Source organism: Pedobacter jamesrossensis (assembly GCF_042650905.1).
GTDB classification, from domain to species: Bacteria; Bacteroidota; Bacteroidia; order Sphingobacteriales; family Sphingobacteriaceae; genus Pedobacter; species Pedobacter jamesrossensis.
Map to the genome: position 1 here is coordinate 22,203 of NZ_JBHSBY010000008.1, position 18,733 is coordinate 40,935.

General features: G+C 36.4%; 19 protein-coding genes. 12 read left to right on the top strand and 7 right to left on the bottom strand.

Going from position 1 to position 18,733, the window contains the following annotated elements; genetic code table 11:
- Positions 1–78 precede the first annotated feature (78 nt).
- The 7 genes from ACFOUY_RS01170 to ACFOUY_RS01200 all read right to left on the bottom strand — a co-directional run bounded on the left by ACFOUY_RS01170 (position 79) and on the right by ACFOUY_RS01200 (position 8,161).
- Complete coding sequence (locus ACFOUY_RS01170; protein WP_378958607.1) at positions 79–237, bottom strand: PepSY domain-containing protein; 159 nt, start codon at positions 235–237, stop codon at positions 79–81.
- A gap of 5 nt (positions 238–242) precedes the next feature.
- Positions 243–1,283: a PepSY-associated TM helix domain-containing protein gene (locus ACFOUY_RS01175; RefSeq protein WP_378958608.1), complete on the bottom strand. Its 1,041-nt coding sequence runs from the start codon at positions 1,281–1,283 to the stop codon at positions 243–245.
- A 70-nt stretch (positions 1,284–1,353) separates the two neighbouring features.
- Positions 1,354–2,064 (bottom strand): DUF4198 domain-containing protein, encoded by a 711-nt coding sequence (locus tag ACFOUY_RS01180; protein WP_378958609.1) that lies wholly within the window; start codon positions 2,062–2,064, stop codon positions 1,354–1,356.
- A 62-nt stretch (positions 2,065–2,126) separates the two neighbouring features.
- The gene (locus ACFOUY_RS01185) at positions 2,127–4,505 is read right to left on the bottom strand and encodes a TonB-dependent siderophore receptor (protein ID WP_378958610.1); all 2,379 of its coding nucleotides are present in this window, start codon (positions 4,503–4,505) and stop codon (positions 2,127–2,129) included.
- Between the two features lie 18 nt (positions 4,506–4,523).
- On the bottom strand, positions 4,524–6,968 hold the full coding sequence (locus ACFOUY_RS01190) for a TonB-dependent receptor domain-containing protein (RefSeq protein ID WP_378958611.1): 2,445 nt from the start codon (positions 6,966–6,968) through the stop codon (positions 4,524–4,526).
- 283 nt (positions 6,969–7,251) lie between these two features.
- On the bottom strand, positions 7,252–7,962 hold the full coding sequence (locus ACFOUY_RS01195) for a DUF4397 domain-containing protein (protein ID WP_378958612.1): 711 nt from the start codon (positions 7,960–7,962) through the stop codon (positions 7,252–7,254).
- Positions 7,963–8,089: 127 nt separating this feature from the next.
- A complete protein-coding gene (locus ACFOUY_RS01200) occupies positions 8,090–8,161 on the bottom strand; it encodes a sigma-70 factor domain-containing protein (RefSeq protein WP_378958647.1) in 72 nt (23 codons plus the stop codon).
- Between the two features lie 546 nt (positions 8,162–8,707).
- Between ACFOUY_RS01200 and ACFOUY_RS01205 the strand changes: the two genes are divergently transcribed.
- The 12 genes from ACFOUY_RS01205 (at position 8,708) to ACFOUY_RS01260 (ending at position 18,696) form a co-directional block, all read left to right on the top strand.
- Positions 8,708–9,403, top strand: coding sequence for a GNAT family N-acetyltransferase (locus tag ACFOUY_RS01205; protein WP_378958613.1), 696 nt, complete (start codon positions 8,708–8,710; stop codon positions 9,401–9,403).
- A 5-nt stretch (positions 9,404–9,408) separates the two neighbouring features.
- On the top strand, positions 9,409–10,602 hold the full coding sequence (gene argG, locus ACFOUY_RS01210; RefSeq protein WP_378958614.1) for an argininosuccinate synthase: 1,194 nt from the start codon (positions 9,409–9,411) through the stop codon (positions 10,600–10,602).
- A 124-nt stretch (positions 10,603–10,726) separates the two neighbouring features.
- Complete coding sequence (locus tag ACFOUY_RS01215) at positions 10,727–11,077, top strand: cupin domain-containing protein (protein WP_378958615.1); 351 nt, start codon at positions 10,727–10,729, stop codon at positions 11,075–11,077.
- Complete coding sequence (locus tag ACFOUY_RS01220; protein WP_378958616.1) at positions 11,055–11,531, top strand: GNAT family N-acetyltransferase; 477 nt, start codon at positions 11,055–11,057, stop codon at positions 11,529–11,531. The genes ACFOUY_RS01215 and ACFOUY_RS01220 overlap by 23 nt, the downstream gene beginning before the upstream one ends.
- Positions 11,532–11,536: 5 nt before the next feature.
- Positions 11,537–12,541, top strand: a complete 1,005-nt coding sequence (gene argC / locus ACFOUY_RS01225; protein ID WP_378958648.1) for an N-acetyl-gamma-glutamyl-phosphate reductase — start codon at positions 11,537–11,539, stop codon at positions 12,539–12,541.
- A gap of 81 nt (positions 12,542–12,622) precedes the next feature.
- The gene (locus tag ACFOUY_RS01230; protein ID WP_378958617.1) at positions 12,623–13,771 is read left to right on the top strand and encodes an aspartate aminotransferase family protein; all 1,149 of its coding nucleotides are present in this window, start codon (positions 12,623–12,625) and stop codon (positions 13,769–13,771) included.
- Positions 13,772–13,785: 14 nt separating this feature from the next.
- The gene (locus ACFOUY_RS01235) at positions 13,786–14,175 is read left to right on the top strand and encodes a four helix bundle protein (protein WP_378958649.1); all 390 of its coding nucleotides are present in this window, start codon (positions 13,786–13,788) and stop codon (positions 14,173–14,175) included.
- 4 nt (positions 14,176–14,179) lie between these two features.
- Positions 14,180–15,172 carry a Rossmann-fold NAD(P)-binding domain-containing protein gene (locus ACFOUY_RS01240; protein ID WP_378958618.1) on the top strand — a complete coding sequence of 331 codons (993 nt, stop codon included), beginning with the start codon at positions 14,180–14,182 and terminating at the stop codon, positions 15,170–15,172.
- 29 nt (positions 15,173–15,201) lie between these two features.
- On the top strand, positions 15,202–15,603 hold the full coding sequence (locus ACFOUY_RS01245; protein WP_378958619.1) for a PDDEXK nuclease domain-containing protein: 402 nt from the start codon (positions 15,202–15,204) through the stop codon (positions 15,601–15,603).
- A complete protein-coding gene (argB, locus tag ACFOUY_RS01250) occupies positions 15,593–16,429 on the top strand; it encodes an acetylglutamate kinase (RefSeq protein WP_378958620.1) in 837 nt (278 codons plus the stop codon). The genes ACFOUY_RS01245 and argB overlap by 11 nt, the downstream gene beginning before the upstream one ends.
- Positions 16,430–16,714: 285 nt before the next feature.
- On the top strand, positions 16,715–17,527 hold the full coding sequence (gene proC, locus ACFOUY_RS01255) for a pyrroline-5-carboxylate reductase (RefSeq protein WP_378958621.1): 813 nt from the start codon (positions 16,715–16,717) through the stop codon (positions 17,525–17,527).
- A 104-nt stretch (positions 17,528–17,631) separates the two neighbouring features.
- Complete coding sequence (locus tag ACFOUY_RS01260; RefSeq protein WP_378958622.1) at positions 17,632–18,696, top strand: M20 family metallo-hydrolase; 1,065 nt, start codon at positions 17,632–17,634, stop codon at positions 18,694–18,696.
- The last annotated feature ends 37 nt before the right edge of the window (positions 18,697–18,733 follow it).

Here is an 18,733-nt window from a genome sequence, read left to right on the forward strand (position 1 = left end):
ATTTTATTTGATTTTTATTATTGGAACAACTTTGAGTGAGCATCTAAACTCATATAATTATTCTCATTGTTTGAATATTTAACTTTCTGCAACCGCAGCGTTTTTCTTTTTCTTCTTTTTACCCCACCAAATTATAAAACCAGTAATTGGTAAACTGGCCGCAATGAAACTGGCGAAGAAAGCCATAATTTTACCAGTTAAACCTAATATAGAACCTACGTGAATGTCGTAATTCATGCCTACTACAACTTCACCTGCATTTTTTTGGCTTGATTTCTTCGGTTAAGTAATTTGCCCGAATATTGGTCGAATTGTAAAGCGTCGAAGTTCCAGTAAGTTTCATCGCCACGATATCCGGTTGCATAAATTATGCCGTCGCCAGTGCCCGAAGCAGGAGACATGCCAATTCTATCGGCTCCTTTAAATTCTGTTTGTGCGGTAGTAAAGGCAATATCAAGCGGGTTATTTAGGCTTGTTTTTGTCGAGTCAGATTTACCTATCACATTTACTGGTGGCTTAATACTTCTTGATGCAACTACATAAACTGTTGTTTGGAACCATTGAAAGGCAAAAACCATTCCCGATAAGGCCAGCATTAAGCAGATAGTCATTACATAAAAGCCCAAAACATTATGCATATCATAATTAATACGTTTAAATTTTGCACTCCATTTTATTTTGAAACTTTTATCAAAATTTGACTTTTTAAGATTTTTTGGCCACCACATTATCATTCCAGAAATTAAAAGGAAAACGAAAATGAAAGTAGACCAGCCCGTAATTTGTTGTCCAATGGGGTGGTTGATTAAGAAGCTCCAGTGCAGCATTTTAATTACGGCAAAAAACTCATATTTATGATCTGCAACCATTGTAACCTTGCCCGTGTACGGGTTTATGAGTACTAAATCATAATAATCTATAGAGTCGAAATACCAGAATGCTTTAGGGTTGCCAGCTTTGTATGCGCCAAATTCCCAGGCTCTGTTCGCTTCGTTATAGGTCGAAATAAAACTAACTTTTTTCTTCCCACCCAAAGCCTTTTCTGCATTGGTGGTTAAGGTGCTTAATGGTAAGGTTTTTAAATTTGAAGGAGCTTCGACGAAAAATTCTTTTTTATGGATAAGCTCTGTAATTTCTTTTTGAAAAGCGAAAATACAACCCGTAACACCCAGAAAGAAAACAATGAGTCCAGATGCAATGCCTAGCCATAAGTGCAGCCAATCGCTGATTCTTCGTAATATCGATTTTTTCGGCTTTTTTTGAATAGATTTTGTCAGTGTCATTAAGCTTTTTTGTAAAAGAACCAATTGATAGTGTTGTTTACCAATTGGTTAAATTTTGTTATAAAAAAGACTACTTAACTTCAGTAGTATAGGTTACCAAATGCCAAACTTTTTCGTAGTCTTTACCATTTAGTTTTCCTGCAGTTTTATCTTCTGTAAATGCTTCTAAGAAATAATTACCTTTTTGTTCGGGCTTGAAAGTGAATTTTCCTTCTGCATCTGTCTCCACAGGTTGTGCTTTTCTGTTAGCATTAACAAGCGTTAACTTTTGTTTAGCAAAAGGTGCTTTGTTATAAATTACCTGGTGGTTTGATGATTCCCCAACTTTTAAAACTTGTTTTTCAGGTCTAATAGTTAAGGCTGCTTCAGCAGGAAATCCTAAATTTATTTTAGATTTTCCAACCGCCACATCTGCAAAGGCATAATATTCGATTTTTGCGTGTTCGTAAACATCTGCAACTTCATGTACAACAGATAATTTATAAGCGCCATCCTGATTGGGAGTAAAGCTTGCTTTAAAGAAATGAACATCTGGTGAAGTAGTTAAAACCGTAGTTGTTCCGTTCGGAGCCGTTAAAATCAATTTGAATTCTTTTAAATTGCTGAACCATTTTGCTGCAGAATCTGGTTCGTTAGCCTCATATTCTCCAAAAAACACTTTAACGTTTTGTGGCTGTCCTTTTTTTCCGGTGGATGGTGTTTCAATCCATAAAGCGTGTGCAAAAGTGCTCGTTACACTAAATGCTAAAAAGAAAAGTAATAGTGATAATCTAGTTTTCATAATATTTCGGTTTTAGGTAAAGTCAGCAGAAACTATCTGACAAATTTCTGCTGACACATTAATTAAAATTTATAGGCTACGCTTACTCTGAAATTTCTTGGTGCTTCAGCCTGATAATAGTAGGCGTTTAGCCATTGGTAATAAGAACCACTGTATAAATATTTGTCTAAAATGTTAAATACATTTCCAGTGATTTTGAATTTCGGGCGCTCATAAAATAAACCTCCATCTACTTTAAAATAGTTAGGTAATCTCTGTAAACCAACGCTCCATGTATCAGTTGCACGACCAGCTAAGTAAGTAAAACCTGCAGAAACTCCCGAGCCTTTAAGTGTACCATCTTGCAAAGTATAAGTTAACCAGCCATTAGAAACATGTTTAGCAAAACCTGGGATAACATCACCAATATTAATGCCTGTAACACCAGGCGTAACTTCTGTTACTTTAGAATCTGTATAGGCATAGTTCGCAATTAATGTTAATCCATCTGTAATTTTACCTCGTAAATCGAACTCAAGACCTTGTGATCTTTTTTCGCCCAAAACAACGCTGAAGTTTGTGCCTGGTGTGTTGGTCGGATCTGCCGTTAACTCATTTTGTTTAAGAATTCTATAAGCTGATAATGTTGTATTCCACCTACCGTCAAACCAATCTTTTTTAATACCGATTTCATTATTTGTACCAGTTATTGGTTCAACTTTTCCACCATTTCTGATTAAGCCACTCTGAGGTGTAAAAGCTTCATCATATACGGCATAAACAGCTGTGTTTTTATCAATCGATACGCTTAGACCAACCCTTGGAGTAACTTTTTTAGCTTTATCTGGTGCTCCACCGAAAGCCGATTGGTTAACATAAGTGTAACGTCCCGCTAATGTTAAACGAACTTTATTGTCGAAAAAGCCAAGTTCATCTTGGGCGTAAGCACTTAAATATTTAGAATCCATTAAGCCGCCTGCAGCAATTGCTCTTTGTGTTAATGGCGTTGTGCGGTCAAAATCAGGATAACCGTTTGTTGGAAAACCATAATTTGGATTATTTAAGTCGAATGGAGAAGAAGGCAAATCTAAATCATGAGATTGACCCCAATCTGCCATATAGTTTTTCTTTCCGCCATCAAATCCTGCTAAAATACGGTGATTGATCCCTCCGGTTTTAACTTGTCCGTTTATGAATAGTTGAGCTAACTTCATGCTGCTTTCGGCATCCCAAATGCCAACATTTCTAATCACTGTGCTATTGGCATTAACTGCCGAAGGCCATGAGCTATATCCAATCTGGTTGTATTTAAAGTATGCAGCCTGAGCGGTTAACTTCCAGTTATCATCAAAGTTATGTTGCAAGTTTAAAAACAAACTCTGGTCGTTAATGCGGGTTGCTGGTAATCCAGGTTGAGTCATTGTTAACTCTTTTGGGTAGGTAGCATAGCCATTTGGAGAGAAAATGTAATAAGACCCAACTTCGGTCATTTTTGCATTTTGGAATGTGTATTCTGCAGTAATTTTTGTTCGGTTCGTAATTTGATAGCTTAATACCGGAGCAAAGCTGTAACGGTCGTTCTGCTCGTAAGGTCTGAATGAACCTTTGTTTTGTACCGCGCCATTTAATCTGAATAATAATTTTCCATCGCTAGTTAATTTACGATCAAAATCAACTGTGGTTCTGTATAAGTCATAACTTCCTAATGTGAAAGAAACTTCGCCGCGATTAAACCCTGTAGGTTTTTTGGTTACTACATTGTACATGCCACTTGGATCGCCGTTGCCTAACATGAAACCAGCCGGGCCTTTAACAAATTCGATATGGTCAACAAAGCTCATGTCTTCGGTTAGTGGCCCCCAGAATGACGATACAACATTGAAACCATTTCTCATGGCTTGGATTTGAGAGCCACGCATGGTAATGTTGGTGTACAAATCACCCCAGTGCTCTACTCTTGTTGCACCACTTACATTTCTTATCAAGCCATCGCTCATGCTAATAATTTGCTGGTCTTTTATAACCTGATCGCTTACGGTTTGTATATTTTGAGGCGCTTCTAAAAGCGGTTCGTTTAAACGAAGTGAAGCAGAAGGTAAGCCAATTTTATACCTATTGTTTTTACCTGCAACAGTTACTTCTTCAAGTAACTGGTCGTTTTCAACTAATACAAAATCTACAACTTGGTTTTCACCTGCAACAACGGTAACACTTTTCTCTGAAGCATTAATGCCAACAGCAGAAGCTTTAATGGTATAAGTGCCGGGTTTTACTCTGTGGATTGTGTATTTTCCATTATCGTCAGTAGTATTACCATTTCCACTTCCTTTTAAACCAACTGAGATATATGAAGCAGGCTTACCGTTCGATGTGGTAACAGTTCCTTTTATTGTTGCAAATTGCTGGCCAAAGGCAATAATGTTAATTAGCAGCATCACTGCTGTTAAAGTAAAAATTCTCATTTTTTTTATGATTTTGTATTAAAATTTATAAGTGAAACTTCCTGTAAAGGTTCTTAAGTCTTGCGGGTTCATCGTGCTGTAGCCAGTCCAGTATTTTTGATTTGTAAAATTGTCTGCTTTAACACCAATTCTAAATCTTTGGTGGTCATAGAATACAGATGCATTATAAACCTTATATGCAGGCAGTGTAAATATGCCTTGACTAACGCTATTCACAATCATGTTGTCGCTAGCATAATTTCCACCTGCACCCAAACCAAAACCTTTAATCGAACCGTTTAAGAATTTATAGCTAATCCACAAGTTTGCAGAGTAGGGTGCTGCAGAATAAGCATCTCTTCTACCTTCAACATCTGCCGATGCATTTTCCAGATGATTATCATTGTAAGCAAAGCCAGCAATAATGTTTAAACCATTTATTGGGTTGGCTACAATTTCAGCTTCAATCCCTTTACTTATTTTGTTGCCATCCTGAATTTGGGCATTTGGGTTTAACGGATCTCCATTGTAACCTCTAACGATATCTTTTACCTTAATGTCGTAATAAGAAACCGAGCCAGTTAATCGATCGTTAAATGCACTTAATTTAACTCCTCCTTCTATTTGATTTGCCTGTTCTGGTTTGAATGATTCGCCTCTATAATCAATTCCATTAATATTATTGAAGCCATTTTGGTAGTTAGCAAAAAGAGAAACCTGATCTTTAACGATTTGATAAACCAGTCCAAATTTTGGAGAAAAAACGGTTTGTTTATAAGCACCTGTTCGCGTAGAACCTGCACGGTCTGAATTACCTTTATTATCAAATCTATCAACGCGAATAGCTGCTAAAGCGATAAATTTATCAGTTAGGTTAATTACATCAGATGCATAAGCGCTGTAGGTATTTGAAATATAATTTACAGGATATTTAAAAACGACATTTGGGTCATTTGCATTTGCAGTGTAAAAGGCTGCTAAGTTAGATTCATTAAAATTATTATAGTTGGGGTCAGTTCCGTTTTTATTTGTAAGGTCGAAAGTATTAATCGAATAAAATAACTGATCAGAATTCTGGCGCAGGTAATCTAAACCTAATACAAGTCTGTTTTTAATGGAACCGATATTGAAGTTTCCATTAAAGTTTTGTTGCACCTCGTAGGTGTAGTTTTTGCTGTTATCGGTAGATTGATCTGCTCTTGATAAATAATCTGCACCTGGCGCAGCTGATGGATTTAAGTAGCTGTTTGGAACCAAAAATAAATAGGAACCACGACCATTAGAAAAACTATAATTACTTGAGAAATTGGTATGTGACGACCAGTTATCGTTAAATTTATAGTTAGCCTGTGCGAAGAAGTTTGTACTTTGATATTTTTGCTTCATACCAGTGCCAATAAAAGATTTGTTATAATCGATACCTGCCTGATCTGCTCTATCAAAACCCAGTTGAGCTACGGGGAAATAAAAGAAAACGAATGGTTTTAAAGTATTTGTGCCACTGGCTATTTCTGCGTCGAAACTAAAATCTAGTTTATCGTTTACCTTATAAGATAAGCTTGGTGCTAAAAATAAGCCCCTGTCGAAAACATTATCCTGGAATGAACCTTTATAATTGTAAGAGGTATTTAAGCGAGCGTATATCTTATTATTTTTATCAACAGGAAAGTTAAAATCTGTACTAACTCTATTTAAATCATTACTGCCTGCAGCATAAGTTATTTCGCCACCAATGCCCTCAAACGGTTTTTTAGTCACACGATTTATTAAGCCACCGTATGAAGTTAGGGTACTTCCGAATAGAGTAGCTGATGGACCTTTTATTATTTCAATACTCTCTAGATTTGCAGCATCGTTTCGGCTGGTTACGTTGCCAGCAAGTCCATTTCTAAGTTTTGCTTGAACAATAAATCCTCTCGATGCATAATAAGCACCTCCATCGCCACCACGAGAGGTTGACTCCCACATTTTTTGCAGACCTGTAGCATTGCGAGTCGCATCATCAACAGAAAATATTAATTGGTCTGCAATAGTTTCTTTAGAAATTGTGGTGTAAACCTGAGGGTTCTCAAGATTAGTAAGTGGCATTTTTGAAACATAATCACTTTTTTTAGTAGCATATTTGTTAACTCTAACCTTATTGATGTTTACTTCATTTAATTGGTTTGAGCTCTGGCTGATGACAAAATCTATTATTTGGTTTTGGCCTGCTAAGACAATAATATTCTTCTCTGAGCTTTGTATGCCCACACCAGATGCTCTTAAACTATAAGTGCCAGCTTTAACTTTTTGTATTTCAAAAAAACCTCTTTCATCTGTAATACTTCCCTGTCCTTTTCCTTTTAAACCTACACTAATATATGCTGCTGGTTTCCCATCAGAGGTTGTAATAGTTCCCTTTACGGTTGCAAATTGCTGGGCCAATGCAATTATATTGATGCTTGTTAAGAAAAAAGTTAAAATAAGGAGTCTGATTTTATGCATGTTAAATTTATTTGGATTAATTCTAAACAGCTGCAAAATAACGGTACAAATTTTAATAATCCAAATTATTTTGAATAATTCTAAATAAGAGGTTTTTGTTTAAGGTTTGATTGGAGTTTTTCTGCTTGATTATCAGTTCTGAATTGCTACTTATTGATATGAAGTTTATCATTTAGACCGTAAAAACCTTGCTAAAATACAAGCACAAAAAAAGGATTACCTTTTTAAAGATAATCCTCCTATAAATTAATTGTTGCTTTCGCCGGCTAGAGTAATAATTATTTTATTTAATAGTTAAAACTTGTAAACTTAGCGGGCGTTCGGTGTCATTTGCTGGTGTTATCAAACCACCACAAATTACATCGTAATGATAGCCGGCGGCGAAAATAGCATCAGTTTTTGTGAGTTTTACAACTCCTGTAGCTGTATCTTTTACATCAAGAGAATAAGTTCCAGCGTCTACAGCCACAAAACTCGTTGCAGTTTTGTACGTTTTGTTTGTTGCATACGAGGTTGTCGTTCCAGTTTTAATTAAATCTAATGCAGGAGCATCAGGAGATAAATTAATAAAACGTATGTACGCCTTATCGGTTGCTGGCATACTTAAATCATCGCTAATTAAGAGCCCATCGAGCTGAGCAGGCTTGTTAGCCAAATAGTATGAATAGCTTGTGTTTTGGTTTAAAGAAATGTCTTTTGCAAATAAACTTTCTGTCGAGCTTCCGCTGGTAAATTTTAAGGTGTAAGTGCCAGCAGCTCTCGATGTGTAAGCAGTAGAACCCGCAAAAGGCAAAGATGCTGAGGTAATTATGTTGCCATTAAGATAAGCGTTGTATGTTGCCAATGAAGGAGAAGCATTAACAGTTCTTAAATAAGAAATTGTAGTATCAGTATTATCAGTTTTTGCACAGGAACTGATAGTTGAAATACCCATTGCTGTAATTACAGAGTAAAGGAATGCTTTTTTAAGATGTTTGATAGTAGAAAATTTCATGCGGTTTTTAGGCTTTAATTTTTATTTATAATTCTAACAGAAACGATAGTCGATTAACATTCGCTACATGTTTACAAATATTGTGCTTATAGTGCAATTAAAAATGTTAAATCTTGTTAAGCTGATGTTAAAGTTTTGCCAAAATTTTTTCACTTTCATTTAGCAGTAATGGCGAATTTGAAATTGACCTTAAATACAACTTTAAGTAATAAGTGAAATTTATATTTACAAATGTTTGATTAATCTACAAAGATTCAAACTGTGTAGGCTGATCAATGCAATGAAATTCTATTATTGCAGTGATTTTATATTACCATTGTAAAAAACCATTACTGGTTAACATCTTTTTTCATAAGAAATAAGCATTATTTTAATGCTTACAAGCCATAAATCAACTTATCGAGTCAAACTAGATAATAATAAATTATTATTAAAACGTAAAAAAATCGGCATAATATTGTGGAACTCGATTTTTATTTAAACCTTTGCACCTCAATAGAGTTAAAGCCGTTTTAATACGCAAGAAATGATTAAACAATTTTTATATAAACTTTCAAGTTTCACAGCGCATTCAGTGTCTGATGAAGGTTTATTTATAAATAGTTTTTTACCCGTATTTCACTATCCAAACTGCCGGCAAAATTTTACTCCACGTATTTAGTACATCTTACTAATACCAACGAGGAATTGATCCTCTCTAAAAACCCAATTAACAAGAATACCTTAATTTTTCGTTAGAAAACGAATGAATATTAATGAATTTATAGTACAAGTCGCTATCCCAGAACATCACGTTTTTGCGGAAGAGATTGTAACCGAAATGGCCGAATCTGCGAAAGCCAGAGGAACAGGCATCGCTAAGCGTTCTCCAGAGTATATTTCTGGTAAAATGCAAGAGGGCAAGGCAGTTATTGCTTTTCACAAGGATGGCTCTTGGGCTGGTTTTTGTTATATAGAAACTTGGAGCCATGGGCAATTTGTTGCCAATTCTGGCTTAATCGTTAGTCCGAAATACAGAAAAGCAGGATTAGCACATGCCATTAAGGAAGCCATTTTCGAACTTTCAAGAAAGTTATATCCAAAGGCCAAAATATTTGGTTTAACTACCGGATTGGCTGTAATGAAAATTAATTCTGACTTAGGCTATGAACCTGTTACCTATTCTGAGCTAACTCAAGATGAAGATTTTTGGAAAGGCTGCCAAAGCTGCGTAAACTTCGAAATCTTGAAAATGAAGGAGCGGAAAAATTGCATGTGCACAGCGATGCTTTACGACCCTGCGGAAAAGAAACACGAAGCTGCAAAAGTTTTCGCAGAAGAATTACAGAAAAAACCAGGTTTATACGAACGTTTTATGCGTATTAAATCTCGATTGGTTGTTAAACCAAAAACAGGATTAAAATCCATTTTAGTATTGTTTACCCTTTTATTTAATAAATAGAATTGATGAAGAACAAAGTTGTTTTAGCATTTAGCGGAGGTTTAGACACCTCATTTTGTTGCATCCACTTAGCTCAAGACCGTGGATTAGAAGTACACTCAGTTATTGTAAATACTGGTGGTTTTTCTGATGAAGAATTGCAAGAAATAGAAAAACGTGCTTATGCTTTAGGTGTAAAATCTCACGCTGTGGTAGATGAAACTGAAAGTTATTACGATGGTTGCATCAAGTATTTAATTTTCGGCAACGTATTAAAAAATGCGACTTACCCACTTTCTGTAAGTGCTGAACGTGTGAGCCAAGCTACTGCAATTGCTAACTATGTGAAAAAAATTGGTGCCGATTATGTAGCTCATGGGAGTACTGGAGCTGGTAACGACCAAGTTCGTTTTGATATGATTTTCAACATCTTAATTCCGGAAGTTGAAATCATTACGCCAATTAGAGATTTAAAATTATCCCGCGAAGCGGAAATAGAATATTTAGCCAAACATGGTGTTGAATATAGCGCAGAGAAAGCAAGATATTCTATCAATAAAGGTTTGTGGGGAACATCTGTTGGAGGAAAAGAAACTTTAACTTCTAATGAAACTTTACCAGAAAGTGCTTGGCCAACCCAGGTGTCAGAAACTGAAGCTCGTAAAATTGAATTAACTTTCGAACAAGGTGAATTGGTTGGTATTGATGGGGAGCAATTACATCCAGTTTCGGCAATTCAAAAGTTGCAAGCCATTGCTCAACCTTATGGAATTGGTAGAGATATCCATGTTGGCGATACAATTATTGGTATTAAAGGTCGTGTTGGTTTTGAAGCTGCTGCGCCAATTATTATCATCAAAGCGCACCATACTCTAGAAAAACATACGCTTACTAAATGGCAGTTGAGCTGGAAAGAGCAATTGTCATCGTTCTATGGAAACTGGTTGCACGAAGGTCAGTTTCACGACCCGATTATGCGAAATATTGAAGCTTTTTTAACTGATACTCAAAAAGTAGTAAGTGGTAAAGTATTTGTAGAATTATTGCCTTATCGTTTCCAAATTATCGGAATAGATTCTAACCACGATTTAATGAGCAACAAATTTGGCAGCTACGGTGAAATGAACAATGCCTGGAGCGGCGAAGATGTAAAAGGTTTCTCTAAAATATTCGGCAACCAGGTAATGATTTGGCATAAAGTTAATTCGGAAGAAGCTTAAAGCTGAGAGCTTTCTTTGCTGAGTGTCATTGTGAGGAGGAGTGACAGCCTGTCCAGACTATTCGGGAAAGCAATCTTTTTGGCAATGTCATCCTGAGCTTGTTGAAGGACAATAAAAAATAAAAATGAGTGAAATCCTTTCAAAAGAAAATTGTCTAGACCACTACAAATGGGGAGGTAATTGCGATGATTGGAATTTTATAAATAACTCTGAGACATCGATTAAACAAGAATTGATGCCAGCTCAAACTGCGGAGAGATTACATTTTCATACCTATGCTGAGCAATTCTTTTTTATTTTAAAAGGACAGGCAACATTTTTAATTGAAGGACAAACTTACTTAGTTGATGCTCATAAAGGTTTGCAAATTAAAGCAGGCGATAAACATAAAATTATGAACAAAGAGGTTGATGATTTAGAATTTATACTTTTTTCATATCCATCTACTGAAAATGACAGAACAGATTGTGAATAATATTAAGATTAAACAAATTGCTATCAATGAGGCAAACTTAGTAGTTGGCTTATTTAATCAATATAGAATATTTTATAATCAATTCTCAGATTTGGGCATGGCAAAAGCATTTATCGATGCGCGCCTAGAAAATGATGAATCAGTAATTTTTGTTGCATTAGATGGAAACAAACCTGTAGGCTTTACGCAACTGTATCCTAAGTATTCATCTGCTAGGCTTTCTAAAAATTGGATTTTGAACGATTTATTTGTTGATGTGGATTATCGAAAACAAGGCATTGGTGAAGCGTTGATTAACACGGTTATAAATTTTGCAAAAAAGCAAGGTTCAACGTTTGTACAATTAGAAACGGCAGTTGATAACCTTACGGCGCAAAGTTTATATGAGACCATCGGATTTAAAAAGCAAGAAAATGATACTGAATTTCTTCTTTATAAAATTGTAGTAAACTAATAATGATGAATAAAATAAAAGCAGGAATTATCGGCGGTGCCGGATACACAGGTGGCGAAATGTTACGCATTTTGGTTAATCACCCGAATGTGGAAATTGCTTTCGTAAATAGTACAAGTAATGGTGGGAATTTAATTTCAGATGTACACACCGATTTAATTGGCGATACGGATTTAAAGTTTACGAGTGATATTCCTCAAGATATTGATGTACTTTTTCTTTGTGTTGGACATGGAGATGCGAAGAAATTTTTGGATGCAAATCCAATAAATGAAAATATCAAGATCATAGATTTATCTCAAGATTTTAGGTTAGCTCAAAACTCACAACTTGAAACTCGTGACTTTGTTTATGGTTTGCCAGAATTAAATAGAGATAAAATAAAGGCGGCTAAAAACATTGCTAATCCAGGTTGTTTTGCAACTTGTATTCAATTAGGTTTATTACCGCTAGCTGCTAAAGGATTAATCAGAAGCGAAGTTCACATCAATGCTACAACAGGCTCTACTGGTGCCGGACAAAGCTTGTCAACAACTTCGCATTTTAGCTGGAGAAATAATAATCTTTCTATTTATAAAGCATTTGAACATCAACACCTAAATGAAATAGGCGAGAGTTTAACACAAGCTGCTAAGAAGTCCCCTTTAGGGGATTTAGGGGTTGGGGCAACTTTAAATTTCATCCCACAACGTGGAGATTTTACCAGAGGGATTTTAGCCTCGATGTATTTGGAAAGTGATTTAACTTTGGAAGAAGCGCAAAAGCTATACGAAGACTACTATAGGGAACATCCATTTACACACGTAAGCCGGAAAAACATCGATTTAAAACAGGTTGTGAACACCAATAAAGCATTGGTTCATGTCGAAAAGCATGGTAATAAATTATTTATCATCAGCATTATTGATAACCTGTTAAAAGGCGCCAGCGGACAAGCCGTTCAGAATATGAACTTAATGTTTGGCTTGGAAGAAAATAGTGGTTTGCGCTTAAAGGCTGCGAACTTTTAAACAACCTGTCATGCTGAACTTGTCGAAGTACCTTAACCCGAGATTCTTCGCAAGCTCAGAATGACAAAAATTCTAAAAAAAATGAATTTATTCGACGTATACCCTCTTAACGATATAGAAATTACAAAAGCAGCCGGCAGTAATGTTTGGGATGCTAACGGACAAAAATATTTAGATTTATACGGCGGTCACGCTGTAATTTCAATTGGTCACACCAACCCACATTATGTAACTCGTTTAACCGATCAATTAAACAAAGTTGGATTTTATTCTAACTCGGTTAAAATTCCTTTACAGGTACAGCTAGCTGAGAAATTAGGAAAAGTTTCTGGTAAAAAAGATTTCCAATTGTTCTTAGTAAATTCTGGGGCAGAAGCCAATGAAAATGCTTTAAAACTGGCTTCGTTTTATAACGGCAGAAAGAAAGTAATCGCTTTTAGAGGCGCTTTCCACGGACGTACATCTTTAGCGGTTGCCGTAACCGATAATCCTAAAATTGTAGCGCCGGTTAATCAGACTGAAAACGTAATCTTCTTGCCCTTTAACAATGAGGTAGCTTTAGAAGAAACTTTCAAAGCGCAAGGAAATGAGATTTCAGCAGTAATTATAGAAGGTATTCAAGGTGTGGGTGGAATTAAAGAGGCTTCAAAAAGTTTCTTGCAAAAAATCCGTTCACTTTGTGATGAATACAACGCGGTTTACATTGCTGATAGCGTTCAGTGCGGTTATGGCAGAACAGGTTTATTCTATTCTCACGATTATGCTGGCGTTGAGGCAGATGTTTACACGATGGCAAAAGGGATGGGTAACGGGTTTCCAGTTGCAGGAATTTCAATTGCCCCAAAATTTAAACCTTGGCATGGCGAACTAGGTACAACCTTTGGTGGTAATCACCTAGCTTGTGCTGCCGCATTAGCTGTTTTAGAAGTAATGGAAAAAGACAACTTAATGCAAAATGCAGAAGAGATTGGAAACTATTTAATTGAAGAATTGAATAAATTTGAGCAAGTAAAAGAAGTTAGGGGTCGTGGTTTAATGATTGGTATAGAGTTGCCAGAAGAACTGGCTCACGTTAAAAAAGAACTTTTGTTTAAGCACTTCATCTTTACTGGCGAAGCCAAACCAAATGTAATCCGTTTGTTGCCAGCATTAAATTTAACTAAAGCACACGCTGATGAATTTTTGGGTGCTTTCGCGAAAGCGGTAAAAGGTGTAGGGCATAAGGTTTAAGGTTATGAGAGACTATAAAAAAACTTGATGTTTGGAAAAAAACCCATGAGAAGAATATGTTCATCAAAAAGGATATTGCTACAAAATTTCCAAAAGAAGAAAGGTTTGAATTAACGTCTCAACTTACCAGACCATCATTGTCCATTCCTTTAAATATTGTAGAAGGATCTGGTAGGTTTACAGATAAAGACTTTGCCCATTTTCTAGATACTGCTTTGGGGTCAACTAATGAAATAGATTGTTGCTGTTTATGTGCATCAGAATTGAAATACATAAGCGATGAAGATTATAAAAAAGTAAATAAATCAATTAACGAAGTTAGAGCAATGCTAATTTCCTTTTTGAAATTTTTTAGAGGTGGTGCAGGAAACCTTAAACCCTACACCTCAAACCTTAAACCCTGAAATTATGAAGTTATTCACTTCCGTACACGATGTTCCGAGCATCAAACAATTTGTAAAAGATGCTTTGGCATTAAAAGCAAATCCTTATGCGCACCAAGATTTGGGTAAAAACAAAACCTTAGGCTTAGTTTTTATGAACCCGAGTTTACGTACCCGTTTAAGCACCCAAAAAGCCGCGTTAAACTTGGGTATGAATGTAATGGTGATGAATTTAGATAAAGAAGGTTGGGCTTTAGAGACGCAAGATGGCGTGGTAATGAATGGTTCGACCGTTGAGCATATTCGTGAAGCTGCAGCGGTTATGGGCCAATATTGCGATATTTTAGGCTTGCGTTCTTTTCCAAAACTAAACAATAGAGAAGAAGACTACAGCGAAGATTTCTTTAACAAATTCGTGAAATATTGTGCAATTCCGGTAGTGAGTTTAGAGAGTGCAACTCGTCACCCTTTACAAAGTTTTGCTGATATTATCACCATTCACGAAACCTGGACTAAAAAACCTGATGGAACCAAACCTAAGGTTGTTTTGGCTTGGGCGCCACATGTAAAAGCATTGCCACAAGCAGTTCCAAACTCTTTTGCCGAGTGGATGTGTAAAGCGCAGGCAGAAGGAATGATAGATTTTACCATCGCTCAACCAGAGGGATATGAATTAGCAGAAGAGTTTACGCCTGGAGCTGATATTCAATATAACATAGAAGAAGCTTTAGCTGGCGCTGATTATGTTTATGTAAAAAACTGGAGCAGCTATAAAGAGTACGGTAAAGTTCCAACTTATCCAGATGGCTGGATGATGAATAACGAAAAACTAAAGTTTACAAATGATGCTAAAGTAATGCATTGTTTACCTGTTCGTAGAGATTTAGAATTATCTTCTGAGATTTTAGATGGGCCAAATTCATTAGTTATTCACGAAGCTGGAAATAGACTTTGGGCTGCGCAAGCGGTAATTAAGGCGATGTTGGAAGAAATGAAGCTGAAAGACCAAAGCTTTTAGCATTTCGCTTTAAACCTAAGCTAAGGTTCGTGTCCTCAAGAACCGAAAACTGTAGTTTTACCTACATGGGTAGCGAATACCGATTGCAAGTTGGAAATAAAGATTATTATTCAGATTTATTATTCTACCATCGCGATTTGCAATGTATGGTTTTGTTCGAGCTAAAAATTAAAGAGTTTCAGCCGGAATTTTTAGGTAAATTAAATTTCTATTTGGAAGCGTTAGATAGATATGTGAAAAGAAGCCATGAAAACCCAAGTATAGGTATTTTGCTGAGCAAAGGAACAGATGTAGAAGTAGTAGAATACGCCTTATCAAGAAATGTATCACCAGCATTAATTGCCGATTATGAAACCAAATTGATAGACAAAAAATTGCTGGCAAATAAGTTGCATGAATTAACAGAACAGTTTTATAGAAATGAAGAATAAACAACTTACCATCATCAAAATTGGCGGAAACGTAATTGATAACTCTGAAAACCTTCATCAGTTTTTGTTAGATTTTACGGCTTTACCTGGCGATAAAATTTTAGTTCACGGTGGTGGTAAAATTGCTACCGAACTGGGTGAAAGTTTAGGCATAGAAGCTAAAATGGTTGAAGGTCGTCGCATTACAGATATAGAAACCTTGCGCATTGTAACTATGGTTTATGCGGGTTTAATCAATAAAAATATGGTGGCGCAATTGCAAGCAAAGGGTAATAACGCCATTGGTTTGAGCGGTGCAGATGGCAATATCATTAAAGCGAAGAAAAGACCTATTGTAACTAAAACTCATGGCACACCTCCCGGTCCTTTAGCAGGTGCTGTAATTGATTACGGTTTTGTAGGCGATTTAGATGAAAATTCGGTTTCATCAACTACGTTGGATAATTTGCTGAAAGCTGGTTTAACTCCTGTTTTATGTGCGATTACACACGATGGGAATACACAATTGTTAAACACCAATGCAGATACAATTGCATCAGCAGTTGCGGTTGCCATGTCATCATTATATGAAACGCGTTTGGTATATTGCTTTGAGAAAAAAGGTGTGCTTAAAGATGTTAATGATGATGCGTCTGTTGTAAGAGAAATTAAAGCAAATGAGTTTGAGGGTTTAAAAGAAGATGGAACTGTGCAAGGCGGCATGATACCTAAATTGCACAATGCTTTTGAAGCGATAAACAAAGGGGTTTCCGCAGTTTACATTGGCAAAGCCGATGAGCTATCGGAACTGGCTAAAGGAACTTTTGGCACGAAAATGAACCCCTAAATCCCCTAAAGGGGACTTCATATAAAGCGCATAATATGAACGATAGAAAGGCAAAGTCCCCTTTCGAGGATTTACGGGTTAGGCATTTTGCAATTCCCATTTTTTAAAGGGGTGCCCAAAGGCGGGGTGTTTGGTTGTTTCTTGCAAAACAGAAGTTTTCTAAAATTGATAGTAGCGAACACGTAGCGCAGCGAAGCAAAGCGAATAGCAGGACTAATATTAAAAAGGGCACTAAAACTGCTTTTCAAAATATAAAATTGGTGTAATCATCTAAACGAATTAACGATGGAAAAAAAAATAGCCATAATTGGAAGCGGAAATATAGGTTTATCTTTAGCCAAAGGATTGGTAAAAGCAGATTATACATTGGCTAATGAAATTACTTTAACCCGTAGAAATTTAGACCATTTAAAACCCTTTGAAGCAGCAGGATTTAATATCAGTAATGATAATAAAGCTACTGTTGCTACTGCCGATGTGGTGATTTTAGCGGTTTTGCCACAACAACTAAATACGGTTTTAGATGAGATTGCTGGTGTAATAAATCCAGCAAAACACTTAATTATTTCGGTTATTTCTGGCGTGAGTTGCGCTGCGGTAAAGGATAAATTAGGTAACGATGTAGAAGTAATCAGAGCAATGCCAAATACCGCGATAGCCATTGGCCAATCGATGACTTGCATAGCTAGCGATAATGCTACTGCAGCAAACATTGCAGATGTGACCAAAATGTTCGAAACGGTTGGTTCTGTGGTGAAAATAAATGAAGATTTAATGACTTCGGCAACTGCACTTTGCGCATGTGGTATTGCGTTTTTTTTAAGGGCAATCAGAGCAGCATCGCAAGGCGGTGTAGAGATTGGTTTCCATGCAGATGAAGCTTTGAAAATGGCTGTGCAAACTGCAAAAGGTGCTGCCGATTTATTATTGCTTAACGCTACACACCCAGAAACTGAAATAGATAAAGTAACTTCGCCAAAAGGTTGCACCATTGCCGGATTAAACGAAATGGAACATAATGGCTTTAGTTCATCGTTAATTAAAGGCATTAAACTTTCGGCTTTAAAGGCTGGGAATTTATATACTAAAGAGAGCTAAGGCTCTATGTAAAAATGGAAGAGGTAAGATGGAAAATGTACCGAACCAGTAGTTTAAATTGATTGGGATATTGTCTAGTCCATCCAATCTCGATACTTGATACTATGATTGAAAACATACAAAAAGAAAGTTTAGATTTGTTGCGCCAATTAATTCGCATCCAATCCTTTAGTAAGGAAGAAGATAGAACGGCAAATTTAATTGCTCAGTTTTTAGAAGAACGTGGGGTAAAAACCTATCGTAAAATGAATAATGTTTGGGCTTATAATCAGTATTTTGATGCATGGAAACCGACATTGCTTTTAAACTCACACCATGATACGGTTAAGCCAAATTCTGGTTACACTCGGGACCCTTATGATGCAGCCATTGAAGGCGATAAACTTTTCGGGTTGGGCAGTAATGACGCTGGCGGTTGCTTGGTTTCGTTAATCGGAACGTTCCTTTATTATTACCCTCAAGAAAATTTAAAATATAACATTTGTTTGGCCGCAACTGCGGAAGAAGAAATTTCTGGAAATAATGGATTAGAATTGGTTTTACCAGATTTGGGCGAATTAGAATTCGGAATTGTGGGCGAACCAACTGAAATGAATTTGGCAATTGCCGAACGTGGTTTGTTAGTAATCGATTGTGTTGCTCACGGAAAAGCTGGTCATGCGGCACGTGAAGAAGGAGAAAATGCGATTTACAAAGCTTTAAAAGATATTGAGTGGTTTAGAACTTATCAATTCCCTAAAATATCTGAAGTTTTTGGTCCGCTGAAAATGACAGTTACCATTATCAATGCAGGTTCGCAACATAATGTGGTTCCGGCAAATTGTACTTTTACAGTTGATGTTCGTGTTACTGATGCCTACACAAACGAAGAAGTTTTAGAAATTATCAGGGCAAATGTAGATTGTGATGTAACGCCTCGTTCTATTCGTTTAAAACCATCATCTATAGATAAAAGTCACCCTGTGGTATTGGCTGGTGTTGCATTAGGTAAAACAACTTATGGTTCGCCAACTACATCAGACCAAGCTTTATTAGATATTCCATCAGTAAAATGTGGCCCAGGCTTCTCTGGTCGCTCGCACATGGCAGATGAATTTTTATATGTTCGTGAGGTTGCAGAAGGGGTAGAAGGCTATGTAAATATGCTGAAACCAGTGGTGGAAGGTTAAAGGTACATGGCTTAAAGGTTGAAGGCTTGGATGCCTA